The sequence below is a fragment of the Archangium sp. genome (assembly GCF_057119385.1).
Genome location: NZ_DBNGVP010000106.1, coordinates 35279 through 55626 on the forward strand (window position 1 = coordinate 35279; position 20348 = coordinate 55626).

Annotated in this window: 18 protein-coding genes; 13 read left to right on the forward strand and 5 right to left on the reverse strand. The window is 68.8% G+C overall.

The genetic code is table 11. The features are described 5' to 3' along the window. Positions 1-169 precede the first annotated feature (169 nt). Complete coding sequence (locus AC16DP_RS26060) at positions 170-1288, forward strand: CDP-alcohol phosphatidyltransferase family protein (protein WP_329725710.1); 1119 nt, start codon at positions 170-172, stop codon at positions 1286-1288. Between the two features lie 294 nt (positions 1289-1582). Then, complete coding sequence (locus tag AC16DP_RS26065) at positions 1583-2899, forward strand: porin (RefSeq protein WP_329725711.1); 1317 nt, start codon at positions 1583-1585, stop codon at positions 2897-2899. 33 nt (positions 2900-2932) lie between these two features. On the opposite strand, the gene AC16DP_RS26070 is transcribed toward AC16DP_RS26065, so the two are convergent. Then, the gene (locus tag AC16DP_RS26070) at positions 2933-3262 is read right to left on the reverse strand and encodes a hypothetical protein (RefSeq protein WP_329725712.1); all 330 of its coding nucleotides are present in this window, start codon (positions 3260-3262) and stop codon (positions 2933-2935) included. Between the two features lie 980 nt (positions 3263-4242). Between AC16DP_RS26070 and AC16DP_RS26075 the strand changes: the two genes are divergently transcribed. From AC16DP_RS26075 to AC16DP_RS26085, 3 genes are all read left to right on the forward strand, one after another. Next, a complete protein-coding gene (locus tag AC16DP_RS26075) occupies positions 4243-5172 on the forward strand; it encodes a type VI immunity family protein (protein WP_329725713.1) in 930 nt (309 codons plus the stop codon). Positions 5173-5238: 66 nt separating this feature from the next. Next, positions 5239-6309 carry a tetratricopeptide repeat protein gene (locus AC16DP_RS26080; RefSeq protein WP_329725714.1) on the forward strand — a complete coding sequence of 357 codons (1071 nt, stop codon included), beginning with the start codon at positions 5239-5241 and terminating at the stop codon, positions 6307-6309. Positions 6310-6321: 12 nt separating this feature from the next. Next, positions 6322-7059 carry an RNA methyltransferase gene (locus tag AC16DP_RS26085; protein ID WP_329725715.1) on the forward strand — a complete coding sequence of 246 codons (738 nt, stop codon included), beginning with the start codon at positions 6322-6324 and terminating at the stop codon, positions 7057-7059. Positions 7060-7065: 6 nt separating this feature from the next. Here AC16DP_RS26085 and AC16DP_RS26090 read toward each other — a convergent pair whose 3' ends face one another. After that, a complete protein-coding gene (locus tag AC16DP_RS26090) occupies positions 7066-8049 on the reverse strand; it encodes a DUF1028 domain-containing protein (protein WP_329725716.1) in 984 nt (327 codons plus the stop codon). 165 nt (positions 8050-8214) lie between these two features. Here AC16DP_RS26090 and AC16DP_RS26095 point away from each other — a divergent pair, with 165 nt between their 5' ends. Both AC16DP_RS26095 and AC16DP_RS26100 read left to right on the forward strand, forming a co-directional pair. Further along, positions 8215-8439, forward strand: coding sequence for a hypothetical protein (locus AC16DP_RS26095; RefSeq protein ID WP_329725717.1), 225 nt, complete (start codon positions 8215-8217; stop codon positions 8437-8439). A 28-nt stretch (positions 8440-8467) separates the two neighbouring features. Then, positions 8468-9283 (forward strand): pseudouridine synthase, encoded by an 816-nt coding sequence (locus tag AC16DP_RS26100; RefSeq protein WP_329725718.1) that lies wholly within the window; start codon positions 8468-8470, stop codon positions 9281-9283. Positions 9284-9295: 12 nt separating this feature from the next. On the opposite strand, the gene AC16DP_RS26105 is transcribed toward AC16DP_RS26100, so the two are convergent. Further along, positions 9296-9619, reverse strand: a complete 324-nt coding sequence (locus AC16DP_RS26105; protein ID WP_329725719.1) for a hypothetical protein — start codon at positions 9617-9619, stop codon at positions 9296-9298. Between the two features lie 324 nt (positions 9620-9943). On the opposite strand from AC16DP_RS26105, the gene fusA reads away from it, so the two are divergent. The 6 genes from fusA (at position 9944) to AC16DP_RS26135 (ending at position 18524) form a co-directional block, all read left to right on the forward strand. Continuing rightward, a complete protein-coding gene (fusA, locus tag AC16DP_RS26110; RefSeq protein ID WP_329725720.1) occupies positions 9944-12058 on the forward strand; it encodes an elongation factor G in 2115 nt (704 codons plus the stop codon). A gap of 136 nt (positions 12059-12194) precedes the next feature. Continuing rightward, positions 12195-13649: a DEAD/DEAH box helicase gene (locus tag AC16DP_RS26115; protein WP_329725721.1), complete on the forward strand. Its 1455-nt coding sequence runs from the start codon at positions 12195-12197 to the stop codon at positions 13647-13649. Positions 13650-13695: 46 nt separating this feature from the next. Then, on the forward strand, positions 13696-15621 hold the full coding sequence (locus AC16DP_RS26120; protein WP_329725722.1) for an ABC-F family ATP-binding cassette domain-containing protein: 1926 nt from the start codon (positions 13696-13698) through the stop codon (positions 15619-15621). A 6-nt stretch (positions 15622-15627) separates the two neighbouring features. After that, positions 15628-17250, forward strand: coding sequence for an ABC-F family ATP-binding cassette domain-containing protein (locus AC16DP_RS26125; RefSeq protein WP_329725723.1), 1623 nt, complete (start codon positions 15628-15630; stop codon positions 17248-17250). A gap of 48 nt (positions 17251-17298) precedes the next feature. Then, positions 17299-18006, forward strand: coding sequence for a glutathione S-transferase family protein (locus tag AC16DP_RS26130; protein ID WP_329725724.1), 708 nt, complete (start codon positions 17299-17301; stop codon positions 18004-18006). 149 nt (positions 18007-18155) lie between these two features. Beyond that, complete coding sequence (locus tag AC16DP_RS26135; RefSeq protein ID WP_329725725.1) at positions 18156-18524, forward strand: hypothetical protein; 369 nt, start codon at positions 18156-18158, stop codon at positions 18522-18524. A 6-nt stretch (positions 18525-18530) separates the two neighbouring features. Here the strand turns inward: AC16DP_RS26135 and AC16DP_RS26140 are convergent, their stop codons facing one another. After that, entirely contained in the window at positions 18531-19901 is a 1371-nt protein-coding gene (locus tag AC16DP_RS26140; protein ID WP_329725726.1) for an FAD-binding oxidoreductase, read from the reverse strand. A 55-nt stretch (positions 19902-19956) separates the two neighbouring features. After that, positions 19957-20304 (reverse strand): RpnC/YadD family protein, encoded by a 348-nt coding sequence (locus AC16DP_RS26145; RefSeq protein WP_329725727.1) that lies wholly within the window; start codon positions 20302-20304, stop codon positions 19957-19959. Between the last annotated feature and the right edge of the window lie 44 nt (positions 20305-20348).

Below are 20348 nucleotides of genomic sequence, written 5' to 3' on the forward strand. Positions count from 1 at the left end.
GCGGGCAAGGCCTCCGATTTTTTTCCGGCGCCGCCCCGGATCCGCCCTCGGGGCTGTGACGCGGGCCACAGTCCTCGTGTGACGCCGCGCACCGCGCTCGAGCCCCATCCCTCGCATTGTTCGCCACACCCAGGGCAACGACACCGGCCCGGGTGAACGGACACTGGCCATGAGCACGCAACAGGCACGGGCGCTGGAGCCCCATGTATTGGTCCTCGACACGCAGCAGAGCTACAAGCGCCTGGAGGAGGATGCGCTCATCCGGGTGGTCCGGGAGGAGTGCCGGCACTTCGCCGTCCACCATCTCCCCTACCGGCTCTCCCCGGTCGTCCTCGGCATTCCCGGGCTGCTGCTGCACCTGTTCCTGCTCGCCGCCGTGCACACCTTCGAGCGCGCGAAATGGATGTATGCGCTCTGGGTGGTCTGCCGGGTGCTCCACTTCTGCCTGGATGCCATGGACGGCACCCAGGCCCGGCGCAACGGGACCCAGTCCACCGCCCGCCACTTCTGGGACCACTGGGTCGACGTCATGAACTCGGCGATGGCGGTGATGATCGTGGCCCAGCTCGGCCCCCGGCACGGCGTCTACTTCCTGCCCTACATCCTGCTCACCGCCACCGGGCAGCTCTTCTTCTACCTCGGGCTGTGCCGCTACTTCGCCACGGGGGTCATGCGCGATCCCTACATCAACCACCTCTGGAACTATGTCTTCTGTCTCTTCCTGGGGCTGTCGGTCTGCGTCTTCGGCGTGGCCATCCTCGAGCAGCCCGCCTTCCAGCTCACCTATGCGATCCTGAGCCTCGTGGCCTTCGGCGCGGGGGCCTGGTCGCTGCTGCAGGACCTCGTGCTCATGTACCGCTCGCCGCTCTCCTCGCCGCGCTTCTACGTGCGGATCCTCACGGCGCCCGCGCTCATCCTCGGCCTGTACGTGACGTGGCTGAGCGACTGGAGCGATGTCTTCTCCGCCCGGGCCCTGGTCGCCCTCGCCATGAGCAGCCTCGCGGTGGGCGTCCATGCGCGCCAGCTCGTCAACAAGCCGCCCGCGTGGCTCACCGCCGAGTGCGTGCTCTTCCTCCTGGTGCTCCCCCTGTCCGCGTTGCCCCAGGCGCTCCAGCCCGTGCTCCACCACGGCCTGCTGGGGGTCATGGTGCTGAGCATGGTCCTCAGCATGTGCCGCTACCTCCGGGAGATGATCTCCCAGTACCCGGAGATCGGCTTCCCGCTGGTCTGGTTGCCCTCGACGCACCGGCCCGTGCCGCACACCGTGAGCAACAAGCTCGCGGCCTGAAGGCCCGCCGGGGGGAGCGCTCCCCGGGTGCCTGGCGGGAATCTCCTTGCTGGCGGAGGTTCATCCGTTATATTGGATGCACATGCTTCCTCCGCGTCACCCCTGCAGCTGCCGCTGTCCTGCCTTGACGGTGGGTCTCCCCTCCGTCGAGCGGCAGTAGGACCGCCGCACGACAGAGGAAGAGAAAGCCCACCCCCCGCGAGGGCCCGGTGGGCTTTCGAGCTTCTATGCTCGATCGCAGCCGTGCCTCGGTCCGGGTCACCCCAGGAGAGGTCAGGAATGCGAGCTGCGAACATGAAACGAGAGGAGGCCGGCAACACGAAGGGCGTGCGCGCGCATGCCGCCCTCGTGCTGGCCATGACGGCGGTCCTGGTCCACGGGCCCGCGAGCGCCCAGGAGCCAGCGCCGGCCCCAGCGGTGGATGCACCGGCCGCCACCGCCGAGCGGCTGGCGGAGCTGGAGCAACAGGTCCGCCTGCTCCAGAGCCAGCGGGAGGAGGGCGTCTCCGTATCGGCCGCGCCGGGCAAGGGACTCACGGTCACGACCGAGGACGGCCGCTTTGGCATCACGGTCAGGGCGCGAGCGCAGCTGCGGGAGACGCTCGCCCGGGAGAAGGACAAGACGACCAACGAGATCAACGTGAAGACGTTGCGCCTGATCACCCAGGGGCATGTCCTCACCACCGACCTCAAGTACACCATTCAGCTCGCCTTCGGCGGCAACGACTTCGAGACGGGCAGTTCCTCTCCCATCTTCGATGCGTTCATCGATTACACGAAGGTGCGCGATCTCAACCTGCGCGTCGGGCAGTACTTCGTTCCGTTCGACCGGGCCCGCACCATCCGGGAGTTCGCGCTCCAGCTCGTGGACCGGCAGCAGGTGGTGCAGGAGCTGACGTTGGATCGCGATGTCGGTCTGATGCTGTACTCGAACGACCTCGGTGGGCTGAATGGCCTGCTGGGCTATCACCTCTTCGTCGGCGGCGGCGAGGGACGCAACCGGTTCGGCCCCCAGGCGACGGGGGGCATCTACGTGGCGCGCCTGGTGCTCCGTCCGTGGGGCGCCTTCGACGATGATCAGGAAGGAGACCTGCAGCGGCTGCCCAGGCCGCGCCTCGCGATCGGGCTCGCCGGTGGCTACAACCAGGGGACGAACCGCCAGAGGTCGACCACGGGCAACGCGCTGACGCTCGGGACGCTGGACTACCGGCACGCCGCCGCCGACGTGGTCTTCAAGTACGGCGGCTTCTCGTTCCTCGGCGAGGCAGTGCTTCGCAACGCGGGGCGCGATGTCCTCGAGGGGACCAACGCGAGCGGGGCGGCGATCCGGGAGTACTCACGTTCCGGCTGGGGCTACTTCCTCCAGGCCGGCCTGATGGTGTCCCCGCTGGTCGAGGTCGCCGCCCGGTGGGACCACCTGTTCGCGTTCGCGGGGACGGACCCCGCGCTCGTCACCCAGGTCAACACGCAGGGGAGACAGGTGGGGGGTGGACTCAACGTCTACCTGAACGGTCACGCGTTCAAACTGCAGACCGATTACTTCTACATCTTCGGCCACGACCGCTCCGCGGGCCGGCATCTCGCGCGGCTCCAGCTCGACGCCTCGTTCTGAGCTCGGAGTTGTCCGAGCCCGGGATGAGCGAGCTCACCCGCCATCCCGGGCCGGCTCGATGTCCATGTCCCATTGCTCCGGCGAGAACAGGCAGATGCCGTTGCCCTCGTCGTCGGTGGAGACGCAGAACCGGGTCCCACAGGAATCGGGCCGCGTCAGGGAGCAGCGCGGCCGGCACCGGCCCTGGTGGCAGACGAAGCCCTCCAGACAGCTCTCGGCACCTTCGTGTCCACAGGTCCGGACGCACGACCTCCGGGCCTGCCCCACCAGGGTGAGCAACGGCTCCGTCTCACACACCGTCCCCTCGGGACAGGGCTCGTCGCCATGGCACGAGCGCCCGTACACCGCGAGGCACACCGACACGCCCCCCTCCCGCCGGACGCACTCCAGGCCCTCGGGACACGCACGGCCCTCACAGGTGGGCTGGCACACGGGCCCGTCAGGGTCCCCACGAGCACAGAAAAAGCCTTCCGGGCATGTCCCCTCGTTTCCGGGCACGCACGGCCGGCCGCACCAGCCGGAAACCGAGCAGACGAGCCCCTCCCCACAGGCCCGTTCCCTCATGGGCCACTGGACGAAACGCAGACACCGCTCTCCCTCCTTGCGCAGGCCCTCATGGGCACAGGTGCGCAGGGCCATCCTGTCCCTGCCTCGGAGGGGAATGGCCCGGCAGGCGGTCTGGGGTGGACACCAGGAGTCCGACTCGCAACCCGAGCCCGTGCACTGCCGCTGCTGGATGCGCGGGTCATGGAAACACACGAACGGAGGGTCACACTGCTCGTCACCCTGACACGGCTGAAGGAGGGTGGGCCGCTCCCGGGCCTCCGCTGGGGACAACCAGGGAGCGAAGCGCCACCCTTCGACGACGTGCTCCGGGGGTGACCGGAACCACAGCATGGCGAGTCCCACCAGCGGCCTGTAACACAGGCGATGCGCTGGGGGTTGGAGAAGCACCAGGAAGCCCGCGAGTGCGCCGACCTGGCATTGAGACAACTGATTCCCGGGCAATTCAGCCTGGAACAACGCTACAGTTTCAACCCCGCGACAGGACGAACGAGTCTCGTGAGCAAGGAAGCGAGAGGAAGGCTCGTGCGACAAGGGCGTGAGAAAGAGCTCGAGGGCACCTTGGAGCCCGATGTCGTCATCCACACGGGAGATCCTCTCGAAGTCTGGGCTGTCTACGACTTCAAGTTTCCCTGCCCGGAGACGAACCCGCCCTTCTGGAGGAAGTACCCCAAAGGGCATCCCTATCAGGGCCGTACACAAGGAGAGATGTACCAGCGCGCCCTGGGACAGTCACCTTACCGCGTCACCCCATTGGACGGAGTCATTCGGGAGCCCACATGGTGAGCGAGCACTACCCGAGACTCAGGCAAAGCCTGCCGGATGGCAGACTGGTCCTGCGAGAGGGACTCATCCTCTGCCTCTTCATGCGGCGCCCGCATGACACCATCTCACGGACCATCATGCGCGCCCTGAACCTCTACCTCGATGCGGTGGGGCACGAGAAGCTGGGCTGGTACGTGGACATGGGAGGCGATCTGGCCTCCGAGGAATACAAGGGCTGGGCGGGAGCTGTACGGCCTCTCGATGATGCACAGTGGGAGAAGGTTCGCGACGAGCTGAGAGCACCTTCCAGTTGCATCCTGCAATTGGAGGAGCATGAGAATCAGGTGGGCGGATTTCGCTTCGAATACCATGGCAGGTCACGAGAAGACCTCGACCCGCCAGGTTTCGTGAGCGCGGTTTCATTCTGGTTGCCCACGGAGTATCTGGAGGAGCACGGCCCCGAGCACGTCAAGGAACTCGCCGTGGCGATTGCACGCGAGGTCCCCCTCGATTCTGGTTACGTCAGTCTTGCGTTCAACCATCTCCTGCCGAGCAAGCCGGTGATGCAGCTCATCCAAGAGCAATGCTTCCGCTACCCGGGGATGGACATACAGGACCTCAGCACCACATCCATGAACCTGGGTGAGAAGGTACGGGGAGCCTACTGGCTGAACTTCTATGGACAGACATTGCTCGGACGACTCGGAGGCGCAGGAGGAATTCGCGCACGGCTGACCCATCACCCAGAGGTGTCCATCGAGCAGTTGAGCACACAGAAGGTGATGGTCTCGATGGGGCAATGGCCTGAAGCGGGCGATGTGGAGCAGAAGAGAGAAATGCGGTCGTACCGCGCCCTGGCCCGGGTGCTGGAGCCCTATCTGTACGAAGAGCCCACCTCCCGGGACCTCACTCGACGATGGCAGCGCCGCTTCCTCGACACATGACCTGAAAAGTCGCCCCGCCCACCTGCCCAATCAGGTAGAGTGTCCCGGTACGGAGGCATACCGGCCATGACCCTCGCCATCGCGGGCTTCTCCCCCTTTCCCCCCGAGCTGCTGCTCGTCCTCGTGGCCTCGCTGCTGCTCTGGGGCCAGGTGCATCGGCTCCTCCTGGATCTCACGACATGGTGCGGCGAATGGGGCGCCTTCCGCGCGACCCTCGCTCTCGCCTGGCTGCTGAAGTGGCTTCCCCTCGACGCCTGGATGAGGGCCAGGTTGTGGCGCGAGGAGCTCTACGCGTACTCGGCGCTCGGCCATACCGAGACGGCCCTCGCGGGTGCCCGCCGCCTCGCGGTCCATGCCAGGGCGGATGGCTGCCTGCCCTGCGCCACCTGCGTGGTCAACCTCTTCATCAACGCGGGCCGCTACCTGGAGGCGCTCGACATCGAGCGGGGCTGGCACGGTCCACCGGCTCCCGAGGTGCCGTCCCCCGAGCGGAATGAGTGGGCCATGGTCCGGTTCAACCTCGTCGAGGCCGTCTACAACCTCGGAGGCTGGGGGGCCGCCAGCGCGCGCCTGTCCGCCCTGGAAGAGCCGGCACGTGCGTATCCCTTCCTGTGGAACTTCTTCCCCGTCCAGCGGGCGTGGATCCTCGCGCACACCGGGCGCGGTGAGGAGGCGCTCGCCGCGCTCGAGCACGTGGACCGCCAGCGCGTGTCCCGGGTGTATCGGAGCGAGGTGCACTTCACCCGCGCCGCGGCACTCCTGGCCCTGGGCCGGTACGAGGAAGCGGAGCGGGAGGCGCGCGGGGGGATGAAACTCGCGCGCCGGGTGTCGAGCACGCGCAACGGGCTGTTCCTGCTCGGGCGCATCACCCTGGCCGCGGGGCGCCTGGAGGAAGCCCTGCGCTTCTTCGAGGCGGGCGCCGCACACCCCTACAAGGGCCAGGGTGGGGACGGCTTGCTGGCCTGGGGTGACTGCCTCGCGACGCTGGGCCGGCACGAGGAAGCCCGGGAGGCATGGCGGCTCGTGCTCGTCAGGGACGGTCAGAGCGGGGCGGCCTCGGAGGCGGCTTCTCGGCTCGGTCTCCACGCGCGCCGCCCGGCGGCCTCCGGATGCCCTGGCCTGCCCGAGGCGCGCTAAGGTGCGCGGCCCATGTCCCTGCCCATCCGCCTGGTGCTGCTACGCCCGCGCAACGCGGAGAACCTCGGTGCCGCCGCCCGGGCCATGAAGAACTGCGGCCTCTCCGAGTGGACCTGGGTCCACCCCGAGGCCGAGGACCTCGCCCCCGCCCGCCGGCTCGCCGTCCACGCCGAGGACGTGCTGGAGGCCTCGGGCCGCGCGGACTCGCTCGACGCCGCCGTGGCGGACTGCGTCTGGGTGGTGGGCACCAGCTCGCGCAAGGTGGAGGGCAAGCGCCGGCTGTCCCCTCGCGCCGTGGCCGAGGAGATGGTGCAGCGTGCCGCTCAAGGCCCCGTCGCCCTCGTCTTCGGCGATGAGCGCAGCGGCCTCACCAACGCCGAGGTCGAGCGCTGCCACGACCTGTCCGCCGTCCCCACCGCTCCCGAGCAGCCCTCCATCAACCTCGCCCAGGCCGTGCTGCTGTACGCCTATGAAATCCGCATGGCCACGCTCGCCGCCTCGCCGCCTCCCGCCGCTCCGCTTCCCGTCGCGGCCACGGATACCGAGCTGGCCCTCGTGGAGTCCGCCCTGGAGGAGGCGCTCGTGACCGGGGGGTTCCTCGTGGACGAGCAGACCCGGGGCCGCACCGGGCTCCGGGATTTGTTCGCCCCCCTGCGCCGCTCCCGGCTCACCCGCAAGGAGGCGAAGCTGTGGCTCGCCGCCCTGCACACGCTGGCCAAACGGCTGCGCTCGGGGAACAGGGGCGAGTAACCCCTGTCAGCGGGCGGGGCCCAGGAGCTTCGTCATCAGCTTCGGGTCCTCCGGCAGCAGCCCCGACTTCGGCAGCCGCTCGAGCAGCTCCTTCCAGCGCGGGTCCGCCTTGTACGTCTTCTGGAGCAGCGGCACCGCCTCGTCCACCTTGCCCACGTTGACGAGCGACACCGCGTGCCAGAACACCATCTCCGCGTTGCCCGGCGCCAGCTCCTCCGCCGCCGAGTAGGCCTTCAGCGCCGCCTGCGTGTCGTTGCGCTCGATGGCCAGGTCCCCCTCGTTCATGAAGTTGTACGCCCGCTGCAGCGTCACCAGCCGGCGCAGCTCCTTCAGCGGGGCCGGGTGATCATCCACCCGCAGATCGAACCTCCGGTCCACCCACGGCCGCCCCGACGCCTTGCCCGACACCACGATGAGCGCCGCCGATTGCTTGCCCCGGATGTCGCCCCCCTGCGCCTCCGCCGCCTCGAGCGCCGCCAGCATCCGCTCGGCCAGGTCCCCCTTCGCCTCGCGGTAGGCCTTGGCCATCGCCGGCCACACCGTGTCCTTCTCCATCATGTTGGCCTGCACCGAGAAGTTCTCCCCCACGATGTGGCCCGCCGCCGCGATACACTTCTCCCCCGTGTGCGCCGCCACCCGGCCCTGCGCGTCGATCATCCCCACCTGCCGCACCTGGCTCGCCGAGTCCGCCGCCAGCAGCCCCGCCAGCGACTGCGGAGCACTGCGCCCCGCGCGCATCAGCTCCAGCCCGAGCTTCCCGTAGGACGGATCCACGAAGGACTGGGTGGCCACCGCGCCCACGCCCGCCTCGGCCCAGGGCACCGTCGAGCCCACCGAGAACCAGTGGGACTGCACCGCCACGCCCAGCTCCCCCGTCTCCGGATCCCTCGCGACGATGGAGTAGGTGTGCACGGGCCGCTTGGGCACCGGAGCCGGCTCCGCGGCGAGCGCGGGCATGGCGAGCAGGACGAGCAACAGGATGGAACGCACGATGAAGCCTCCAGGGAAGGGGCCGCGAGCCTGAGCGAGCGGGCGTCCAGCCGCAAGCGCTCCGCGTCCCCCTCCCCTCCAGCGAGCGGCCTGGAAGCATCCCCGGTGAGGTGCGTCCCAGGGTCCCTACCTTCTCTGAAGATTCCAACCTGGAAGGAGCCAACCATGCGGCACATGCCCTACGAGCGGATGTCCATCGGCGACGGGCCCGACGACTCTCCCAATGTCCCCAACCGGGAGGCCCCCAACGAGAAGGAGCAGGGGCCCAAGCGCACGCCCAACGCCGCCGAGGGCACCGAGGGCGAGGAGCGCCGCATGCCCCAGGGCGAGCCCGGCGCCACGCCCGGCTCCGCCGAGGGGGGCGCCTTCGACGAACCCTCGCGGCATTGACTCGTGGCCGTTACAGTGGCCCCGAGCCATGAATCGCAAGCCCCCCGCACGCCGCTCCCCGCCTCCCTCCGCCAAGAAGCACGCCCACCCGGGGCGTTGGGAGGGCAAGGCCAAGCCGGACTGGCTCGCCCGCGCGCTCGCGAGGGCCGGGGTGCTGCCCCAGGAGGAGGCCGAGGCCGCCATCAAGGCCGGCCGCGTCTCGGTGAATGGCAAGGTGGTGAAGCAGCCCCTCGCCCCCGTTCTCCCTGGAGCCGCCGTGCGCGTGGACGGGTTGCCCGTGTCGCTCGAGGCGCCCACCCGCGTCCTTGCCTTCCACAAGCCCGCCGAGCTGCTCACCTCCACGGTGGGCCAGCATCGGGTGGGCACCGTCTATGACGTGCTCCTGCCCCAACTGCCCCCGGAACTGGCCGGCTTCACCTGGCACGCGGTGGGGCGGCTGGACCGGGGCACCACCGGGCTGCTCCTCTTCACCAATGACGACAAGCTGGTGACGCACGCGACGTCTCCCGACACGCACCTCACCAAGCGCTATGTGGCCACCGTCTTCAGCGAGGCGGACGAGGACAAGGTGGAGCCGTTGCGCCACGGCGTGCAGCTGGAGGACGGCCCCGCACGGCCCGCGAAGGTCCGGCTGCGCGACGTGCACACCGTGGAGGTCATCGTCACCGAGGGCCGCAACCACCAGGTGAAGCGGATGCTCGGCGCGGTGGGGCTGCCCGTACGCGCCCTGCACCGCGAGGCCGTGGGCGGCGTGGAGCTGGACGTGCCCGAGGGCTCCTTCCGGCTCCTCACCGACGCCGAGGTCACCGAGGGCCTCCGCTATACCCCCGGTAATAAGGAGTGAGGGGCCGCCCCCTCAGGACTGCCGCTTCAGACTGCCCACGGTGAGCCCCGCCTGGCGCGGCTGCTCCCGGTTGATCCCATCCGCCCGGGCCCGGGCCAGCTCCGGCGCGCTGGAAGGAGTACGCGCCCCCGCCGTGGCGGGCGTCGGCGTCCCCTTCCCCGCGGCCCCACCCAGCAACTGCTGGATCCGGGCCCAGCGCGCCTTCTCGTCGGCCATGAGGCGCTTGAGCTCCTCGCGGGCCGTGGCGTCCGGGAGCGTGTCGGCCGCGGCGGTGACCCGATCCAGGAAGGGCATCAAGTAGCCGATATCCCTGTCGAAACCAGCGGGCTGAGCCATGTGCGTCCTCCTCGGGTGGGGAAGAGACCCCGTCCCCGCTTCCTACCTCACCGGACGGCCGTCCGGGCGCCTCATCCCACCGCCCTCCCCGGAAATCCACCTGGGCAACAGAAGCTTTCGGGAAGCTTGGGGGTTATGAACCCCCAGTGTAGGCGGGGCTCCTCCAGCAGCCCGGCGACCGGGGGGGCTTCCCCTCCGGCTTGAGAGGGAGTACACGGCTCCCCGGCTCCATGCCGATTTGGCTGGAAACTTCAAGCGCCGGGAAGTAAGGGCGCCCCCTGCCCTGTTCTCGCAGGACTTCAATCAGCAGAAGGACCGACCCTCGTGGCCTCCCAAGTTCCCATCGAAAAGGTTCGTAACATCGGTATCTCCGCCCACATCGACTCGGGCAAGACGACGCTCTCCGAGCGCATCCTCTTCTATACCGGCCGCATCCACGAGATCCATGAGGTGCGTGGCAAGGACGGCGTGGGCGCGAAGATGGACTCGATGGATCTGGAGCGTGAGAAGGGCATCACGATCCAGTCCGCCGCCACGTACGCCATGTGGGGCGAGTACAACATCAACCTGATCGACACCCCGGGACACGTGGACTTCACCATCGAGGTGGAGCGCTCCCTGCGCGTGCTCGACGGCGCCATCCTGGTGCTCTGCTCGGTGTCCGGCGTTCAGTCCCAGTCCATCACGGTGGACCGGCAGATGAAGCGCTACAAGGTTCCCCGCATCGCGTTCGTCAACAAGATGGACCGCGCGGGCGCCAACTATGAGCGCGTGGCCGCCCAGCTGAAGGAGAAGCTCGGCCACCACCCCGTGCGCCTCCAGGTTCCGATCGGCGCCGAGGACCGCTTCCAGGGCCTCATCGACCTCATCCAGATGAAGGCGTTCTACTTCGACGGTGAGAGCGGCGAGACCATCCGCGAGGAGGCCATCCCCGCCGAGTATGTGGAGAAGGCCAAGGCCGACCGCCTGGAGATGATCGAGAAGGTCGCCGAGGTGGACGACACGCTCGGTGAGCTCTTCCTGGCGGACGCCGCCATCAACAACGAGCAGATCATGGCCGCGGTCCGCCGCGCCACGATCGCGCTCAAGATGACGCCCGTCATGTGCGGCTCGGCCTACAAGAACAAGGGCGTGCAGCTGCTGCTCAACGCCATCTGCTCGTTCCTGCCCAACCCGGCGGAGATCACCAACGAGGCGCTGGACCAGAAGAACGGCGAGGCGAAGGTCATCCTCGAGTCCAACCCGGACAAGCCCTTCGTCGGTCTGGCGTTCAAGCTGGAAGACGGCCGCTACGGTCAGCTCACCTACATGCGCATCTACCAGGGCAAGGTGAGCAAGGGTGACTTCATCGTCAACCAGGCCAACCAGAAGAAGGTCAAGGTCCCCCGTCTCGTCCGCATGCACTCGAACGAGATGAACGACATCAACGACGCGCGTGCCGGTGACATCGTCGCCCTGTTCGGCGTCGAGTGCGCCTCCGGCGACACGTTCACCGACGGCACCGTGCAGTACACGATGACGTCCATGTTCGTGCCGGACGCCGTCATCTCGCTCGCGGTGAGCCCGAAGAACCGCGACGCCCAGGCCAACTTCTCCAAGGCCCTCAACCGCTTCACCAAGGAGGATCCCACCTTCCGCGTGAACCGGGACGAGGAGTCCGGCCAGACGATCATCCGCGGCATGGGTGAGCTGCACCTGGAGATCTACATCGAGCGCATGAAGCGCGAGTACAACTGCGAGGTGGTGGCCGGCAAGCCGCAGGTGGCCTACCGCGAGACCATCTCCCAGAAGGGCGAGTTCTACTACACGCACAAGAAGCAGACCGGTGGCTCCGGCCAGTTCGCGCGCGTGTGCGGCTACGTGGAGCCCCTGCCGGCCGACGCCGTGCAGCAGTACGAGTTCGTGGACGACATCGTGGGCGGCTCCATCCCCCGCGAGTTCATCCCCGCGTGCGACAAGGGCTTCCAGGAGGCCATCAAGAAGGGCTCGCTCATCGGCTTCCCCGTGGTGGGTGTGCGCGTGGTCATCAACGACGGCGCCTTCCACGCGGTGGACTCGTCCGAGCAGGCCTTCAAGACGGCCGCCATCATGGGCTTCCGCGAGGGCTACGCGGCCGCCAAGCCGATCATCCTCGAGCCGATGATGAAGGTGGAGGTCCAGGCTCCCGAGGACTTCCAGGGCTCGGTGGTGGGACAGATCAACCAGCGCCGTGGCACCATCCTCGAGTCCGGAACGGCCGAGGGTTACGTGACGGTGGTGGCCGAGGTGCCGCTGAACACCATGTTCGGCTACTCCACGGACCTCCGCTCGGCCACCCAGGGCAAGGGCGAGTTCACCATGGAGTTCGCCAAGTACTCGCCGGTGCCGCGCAACGAGGCCGAGGCCCTGATGGCGCAGTACAAGGAGAAGCTGGCCGCCGAGCAGGCCGCGCGCAAGTAGTCCCGCGCTGCACGGCCTGACAGTTCCAGGCTGTTGAAGGAAGGCGCCTCCCCCGGGGGCGCCTTCTTTGTTTTCGGGCCCGCTGGCGATTCGCGTCGCGGGCCCCCCGGGGACCATCCCCCACTCAAGAGAATCCATGACTTTCGAAGACCTGAAGCTTGCCGAGCCCCTGCAGCGCGCCGTGAAGGGCGAGGGCTACACCACCCCCACGCCCATCCAGCAGCAGGCCATCCCCCACGTGCTGGAGGGCAAGGACGTGCTCGGCTGCGCGCAGACGGGTACCGGCAAGACGGCGGCGTTCACGCTGCCCATCCTCCAGCGGCTGTCCGTGGGCCGCCCGACGCCGCCCGCCCGCGGCCGCCCCATCCGCGCGCTCGTGCTCAGCCCCACCCGGGAGCTGGCCGCGCAGATCGGTGAGAGCATCCGCGCCTACGGGCGCTTCACCGGCATCACCTCCGCCGTCATCTTCGGCGGCGTGGGCCAGAACGCCCAGGAGCAGTCCCTCAAGCAGGGCGTGGACATCCTCGTGGCCACCCCCGGCCGTCTGCTGGATCTCATGCAGCAGGGCTTCGTGACCTACAAGTCGCTCGAGGTCTTCGTCCTCGACGAGGCGGACCGGATGCTGGACATGGGCTTCATCCATGACGTGAAGCGCGTCATCGCCGCGCTGCCCAAGAAGCGGCAGACGCTCTTCTTCTCGGCCACCATGCCGCCGGAGATCCAGGGGCTGGCCAACAGCATCCTGACGAACCCGGTGCGGGTGGAGGTGGCGCCGGTGGCCACCACCGCGGAGACGATCGACCAGCGCCTGTACTTCGTGGAGAAGGAGCAGAAGCGCGGCCTGCTGGTGCACCTGCTGCAGACGGACAAGGCCATCCAGCGCGTGCTCGTCTTCACGCGCACCAAGCACGGGGCGAACCGCGTGGCCAAGCAGTTGGAGGCCGCGGGCATCGGCGCCGAGCCCATCCACGGCAACAAGAGCCAGAACGCGCGCGAGCGGGCGCTGGCTGCCTTCAAGTCCGGCACCTGCCGGGTGCTGGTGGCCACGGACATCGCCGCGCGAGGCATCGACATCGACGGCATCACCCACGTCATCAACTTCGACCTGCCCAACGTGCCGGAGACGTACGTGCACCGCATCGGCCGCACGGGCCGCGCGGGTGCGGCGGGCATCGCCCTCTCCTTCTGCGACTCCGAGGAGCGCGCGTACCTGAAGGACATCGAGCGCACCATCCGCCGGCGCGTGCCGGTGATGGAGGCCCAGGCGTACCGCTCGAACCTGCCGCCCCCCGCCGAGGGCGCGCTCGATGCGGCACCGGCCCGGGCGCAGCAGAGCCCCCGTCCGCCGCAGGGACAGCGCCGTGACGGCGGGCGCCGCGACGGCAACGGCGGTGGACGCGGCCGCCGGGGGGGTGGTGGCGGTGGGGGTGGCCGGGGTGCGAACGCGGGAGGCTCCCGGAGCTCGGAGTCGGCGCGTCCGCCCCGGAGCGACCGTCCGGCCAGCCAGCAGCAGGCCCAGCGCCCCTCGGCGCCGGCCCCTGCCGCACCGGCCGCCGTTTCCCAGAGGCCTCGCGCGCCCAAGTGGCTGTAAGAAGCGCTCGCGACGAGAACCTCCGCACACCGGATAAGAGGAACCCTTGACCCTGCTCCGCGCCGCCGACGTCCAACTGTCCTTCGGCAGCCGTACCGTCTTCCAGGGCCTGACGCTCACCATCGAAGAAGGTGAGCGCGTGGGCCTGGTGGGAGTGAACGGCTCCGGCAAGTCCTCGCTGATGAAGATATTGGCGGGGGTGGCGCGCGCGGACGCGGGGGAGTTGCAGCTGCGCCGGGGCGCTCGCGTCACCTACCTGCCGCAGGAGCCCGAGTTCGCTCCCGGCGCCACGGTGGCCTCGGAGCTGAGCGTGGCCCAGGGTCCCCTCAGGGATGCGCTGGCCACACACGCCGAGCTCATCCGCCGCATGGAGTCCACCCCCGCCGACGCGCAGGGCAAGCTCATGGAGCAGCTCTCGGCGCTGTCGGACAAGATCGAGCAGCTGGGCGGCTGGGACACCGAGCACCACGCGAAGACGTTGCTGGACCGGCTCGGCGTGAAGGACTGGGACCGGCCCGTGGCCGAGCTGTCCGGCGGCCTGCGCAAGCGGGTGGCCATCGCCCGTGCGCTGCTGACGCGGCCGGACATGCTGATGCTGGACGAGCCCACCAACCACCTGGACGCGGACACGGTGGACTGGCTGGAAGAGGAGCTGGACAAGCTTCCCGGCTCGCTGCTGCTGGTGACGCACGACCGCTACTTCCTGGACGGGCTGGTGGATCGGATGGTGGAGATCCAGCCTGGAGAGGGCGTCGTCTCGTACCCGGGCAACTACGAGGCGTACGTGGAGCAGAAGCTGGTGGCCCAGGAGAACGCGGCCACCGCCCAGCACAAGCGCGAGCGCTGGATTGCCCAGGAAGTGGCGTGGCTGCGCAAGGGCCCGGAGGCGCGGCGCACCAAGAGCAAGGCGCGCATCGAGCGGGCGCGCAAGCTGATGGAGGAGAAGGGCTTCCAGCGGCCGAAGGTGGCGGGGCTGCAGGTGATGCAGGCGCCCCGGCTGGGCCACACCGTCATCGAGGCCGAGGGCGTCCACAAGTCCTACGGCGAGCGCAAAGTGCTCAAGGGCGTCAACCTGATGCTCCAGCGCGGCGAGCGCGTGGGCCTCGTGGGGCCCAACGGCGTGGGGAAGACGACCTTCCTGCGCGTGCTGCTCGGCGAGCTGCCTCCGGACTCCGGCAAGGTGGTCATCGGCAAGAACACGAAGGTCGCCTACTACGACCAGACCCGCGCCTCGCTGGACCCGGAGCAGACGGTGTACGAGGCGGCCTCGCCTCGCGGGGACGATTGGGTGGAGCTGGGCGACCAGCGCGTGGCGCTGCGCGACTACCTGGATGACCTGCTCTTCCCCGTGCCCATGCAGCGCATGAAGGTGAAGGCGCTGTCGGGTGGCGAGCGCAACCGCCTGCTGCTCGCGCGGCTCTTCCTGGAGGGCGCCAACGTCCTCGTGCTGGACGAGCCGACGAACGACCTGGACATCGTCACGCTGAACATCCTCGAGGGGCTGCTGCTCAACTTCACCGGCAGCGTGCTGCTGGTGACGCACGACCGGTACTTCCTCGACAAGGTGGCCACCTCCATCCTCGCCTTCGAGGGCGATGGCAAGGTGGTGCGCTACGAGGGCAACTTCGCGATGTACCGGCGGCTCAAGGAGCAGGCCCAGGCCCGCGCCGCGGCCGCCCCTGCCCCCGCGGCGAAGAAGGCCGAGCCCGCCCCCGTGGCCGAATCGAAGCAGGCGCGCAAGCCGGGCAAGCTCTCGTACAAGGAGCAGCGCGAGCTGGACGGAATGGAGGCGGCCATCGAGGCCGCGGAGACACGCAAGGCGGAGCTGGAAGCGAAGCTCGTGGATCCCACCATCTACTCCAGCGGCTCGAAGGCGGCCGAGGTGCAGAAGGAGCTGGACGCGACGGCGGCGGAAGTCGAACGCCTCTACGCGCGCTGGCAGGAGTTGCAGAACCTGGTTTCCGGAGTCTGAGGTCCCATGATTCGTCTCGACAACATCGGCAAGCAGCACGGACAGCAGATCCTCTTCGTGGAGGCGTCTGCGCAGCTCAACAAGGGCGAGAAGGTGGGTCTGGTGGGCCCGAACGGAGCGGGCAAATCCACCCTGTTCCGGATGGTGGTCCAGCGGGAGCACCCGGACGAGGGGCAGGTGTCCGTGGATCGCGGCGTCACGGTCGGCTATTTCGATCAGGACGTGGGCGAGATGTCCGGGCAGAGCGCGGTGGCGGCGGTGATGGACGGCGCGGGCCCCGTGTCCGAGGTGGCCGCCGAGCTCAAGCAGCTCGAGGCGGCCATGGCGGACCCCGAGCGCATGGACGAGATGGACAAGCTCGTGGAGCGCTTCGGCGTGGTGCAGGGACGCTACGAGGAGCTCGGCGGCTACGCGCTGGAGGGCCGGGCGCGGGAGATTCTGGCGGGCCTCGGCTTCTCCGAGGAGATGATGGACGGGGACGTGGGCGCCCTGTCCGGCGGATGGAAGATGCGCGTGGCCCTGGCCCGCATCCTCCTGATGAGCCCGGACGTGATGCTCCTGGACGAGCCGAGCAACCACCTCGACATCGAGTCGCTCATCTGGCTGGAGAACTTCCTCAAGGGCTTCGAGGGCGCGTTGCTGATGACGAGCCACGATCGCGAGTTCATGAACCGCATCGTGACGAAGATCATCGAGATCGACGGCGGCGAGCTGACGACGTACTCGGGCAACTACGAGTTCTACGAGCAGCAGCGGGCGCTCAACGAGAAGCACCAGCAGGCGCAGTACGAGCGCCAGCAGGCCATGCTCGCCAAGGAGCTGAAGTTCATCGAGCGTTTCAAGGCCCGCGCCTCGCACGCGGCCCAGGTGCAGAGCCGGGTGAAGAAGCTGGAGAAGATCGAGAAGGTGGAGCCCCCGAAGCGCCGGCAGACGCTGGTGTTCGAGTTCCAGCAGGCGCCGCGCTCGGGCGACGACGTGGCCAAGCTGGAGCGGGTGGTGAAGGGCTACGGCAAGCGCCGCATCTACAACGGCCTGGACTTCCTCGTGCGCCGCGGCGAGCGCTGGTGCGTGATGGGCGTGAACGGCGCGGGCAAGTCCACCCTGCTCAAGCTGATCGCCGGGGAGTCCAAGCCGGACGACGGCGCGGTGAGCGTGGGCGGCAGCGTGAAGATGGGCTACTTCGCCCAGCACGCCATGGAGTTGCTCAAGCCGGACCAGACGGTGTTCGACTCGCTGGTGGACAGGTTCCCGCGGGCCTCGCAGGGCTCGCTGCGCGCGCTGGCCGGGTGCTTCGGCTTCTCGGGCGATGAGATCGAGAAGAAGTGCAAGGTGCTCTCCGGTGGCGAGAAGGCGCGGCTGGTGCTGGCGCAGATGCTCTACGATCCGCCCAACTTCCTGATCCTCGACGAGCCCACCAACCACCTGGACATGGCGACGAAGCAGATGCTCATCGCCGCGCTGGCCAACTACGAGGGCACCATGCTCTTCGTGAGCCACGACCGGCACTTCCTCGGCGCGCTGTCCAACCGGGTGCTGGAGCTGACGCCCGAGGGCATCCACCAGTACGGCGGCGGCTACACGGAGTACGTGGCCCGCACCGGCCACGAGGCCCCCGGCCTGCGCAGCTGACCGCTGGGTTCTGGACGGGCCGCACCCGGGCATGGAGGATTCCCCTCCATGCTCACCCTGCACAAAGGCCCGTCCGCGTTCGGCCTCAGCGACATCAGCCCCTTCTGCTTGAAGCTGGAGACCTATCTCCGCATGGCCGGCATCCCCTACACGGCGAAGCCGGCCGCCGGGGGGAAGGCTCCCAAGGGGAAGATCCCCTTCATCGAGGAGGATGGCTCGTACCTGGGTGACTCCCAGCTCATCATCGAGCACCTCAAGCGCAAGCACGGCGACACGCTCGACGGGAAGCTCGGCGCGGAGGATGTCGCCAAGGGCCACCTGGTCCGGCGCGCGCTGGAGGACAGCCTCTACTGGAACATCCTCCAGGAGCGTTGGATCTCCGACGAGGGCTGGCGGCTCTACAAACCCCTCTTCGAGGCCCTCTTCCCGCCCGTCGTCGGCAAGGCCATCGTGCCGCTGATCCGCCGGGGAGTCGGAAAGGCGATGCACGCCCATGGCATGGGCCGCCACCGCCCCGAGGAGATCCTGGAGATGGGCAAGGCGGACGTCTCCGCGGTGGCGGCGGTGCTCGGCGACAAGCCGTTCCTCCTGGGGGACAACCCCACCTCGTTCGACGCGGCGCTCTACGCCTTCATCGCGAGCATCCTGCTGTTCCCGGTGGACTCGCCGCTCCGGAAGTACACGCAGCAGCAGCAGAACCTGGTCCGCTACTGCGAGCGCATCCAGAAGCGCTACTTCGCGAACGGACAGAAGTAGACCCCCTCGGCGGGCTCCGTCTGTACACCGAGGAACAGCGCGCTGCCGACATCCCCTTGGGGCGATGCGCGAGGGCTCCCGCGTGTCCAGGGTCCGTCCGTTCCACGGGCGGTTGAACCGAGGCACGCGGGGGTGTGGGAATGAGACGGATGCTCGTTTCGTGCATGGCGGCGGGGGCGGTGTGGCTGTCGGGGTGCGCCAACTGCGAGCAACTCCAGGAGGGCGCCACGGAGCTGGTCTCCCACTACGCCCGGTGCGGCGCTGGCGACACCTGTCAGAAGATCGATCTGCTCGCCCTGGCGGGTGGGCAGAACTGCCTGGGCGCGTTCCAGTGCTTCGGCGCCGTCAACACGAGGGCCAACCTCACCGAGTTCCAGCGGCGAGCGCGAACCCTGGCCCAGCAGGCCTCCATCGTCTGCCAGCCGGGAGAGTGCGTCACCGCCGACTGTCTGGACCCCAGAGAGCTCATCCCCGTGTGCGACACGGAGCTCGGGCAGTGCGTCCTGGTGCCGCGTTAGCCGCGCTCAGAGCAGCTTGCCGGGGTTGAGGATGCCGAGCGGGTCCATCGCGCTCTTGATGGTGAGGTGGAGCCGGTGGGTCTCGGGTCCGAGCTGCCGGGCGATGAATGGCCGCTTGAGCGAGCCGACTCCGTGCTCGCCGGTGATGGTTCCCCCCAGCTCGAGCACCGCGTGCAGGATGTCGTCGAACGCCGCCCGCGCCCGTGCCACCGCGCTGGTGTCGTTCGGGTCGAAGACGATCGTGGGATGCATGTTCCCGTCGCCCGCGTGGCCAAACGTACCGATGAGCACTCCCCGCTGCTCGGCGATGCGCTCGACCACCGCGAGCAGGTCCGGGATGCGTGAGAGCGGCACCCCCACGTCATCGAGCAGCGTCGAGCCCTGCCGCTCCAACGCGGGAAAGGCGAAGCGGCGCGCCCCCATCAACAGCTCGCCCTCGGCCTCGTCGGAGGAGTTCGCGATGAAGGTCGCCCCCACCGCCTCGCAGATGGCCGCCATCCGCGTGCTCTCGGCCACGCCCTGCTCTCCCCCGGCATCCGAGCGCGCCAGCAGGAGCGCCGCGGCGTCGATGTCCAGGCCCATGGGCCGGGCGGCCTCGACGGCGCGGACGGTCGTGCGGTCCATCAACTCCAGGAGCGAGGGCCGGAGCTCGGCCATGATCTCCGTGACCGCCGCACCCGCGCCCACGAGCGTCGGGAACGAGGCCACCAGCGTCGTGGCCCGGGGCGGACGTGGCCGGAGCTTCAACGTGGCCTCGGTGATGACGCCGAGCGTGCCCTCGGAGCCGACGAACAGCCGGGTGAGGTCATAACCGGCGACGTTCTTCATCATGCGGCCGCCCGTCCGGACGACGGAGCCATCCGCGAGCACGGCCTCGAGCCCGAGCACGGCATCTCCGGTCACGCCGTACTTCACGCAGCACAGGCCGCCCGCGTTGGTCGCGAGGTTGCCGCCCAGGGTCGAGAACTCCCAGCTCGCGGGGTCCGGCGCGTACCAGAGCCCCAGTTCCGCCGCGGCCGCCTTGAGCGCCCCGTTGATGACTCCGGGCTGGACGACGGCACACAGACCTCGCCGGTCGATCTCCAGGATGCGGTTCATCCGCGTGAGCGAGAGCACGATGCACCCGTCCACGGCGTTGGCACCACCCGACAGCCCCGAGCCTGCCCCACGGGGGACCACGGGGACACGCAGGGCCGAGGCCACCCGGAGCACGGCCTGGACCTCGGCGGTCGAACCAGGACGGACGAGGACGCGCGGAGAGCCCGCCGAAGCCCACCCTGCCTGGTCCCGGCGGTGAGACTCGAGCACATCCGGGTCGGTGACGAGTGCCTCGGGCGGCAGGACGGCCGCGAGCTCACGCAACAGGTCCACGCTCATGGGCGCTGATGCTATCGAGTGAACGCCAGGCGGACCATGTTCTCGGAGTCGCCGCTCACGCGGGCACGAAGAGCTCCCGCACGGACTGCACGGACACGGCCTTGCGGAGCCAACGCTTGAGCTGCTCGAGGTCGGTGCAGGCGGCAATGCGCTGGCGGTCCTGCTCATCCACCTGGAAGCCGCGGGCTTCGAGGACCTCCAGCAGGGCGATCACTTCTCCCTCCTGACGGCCCTCCTGACGGCCTTCCTGACGGCCTTCCTGCCGGCCTTCCTGCCGGCCTTGGGCGAGGTACCGCCGGGCGAACTCGCTCTGGTACTCGTAGGTGCCACTGCGCATCAGTGCCTCCAGGGCGGTGCGTGCCGCGTCGTTCACCACGAAGGCCTCGTGACGGAGGGAGGGCATGCGACAGCGGATGTGACTCCATGAGTCACATCGCTGTCAAGCCC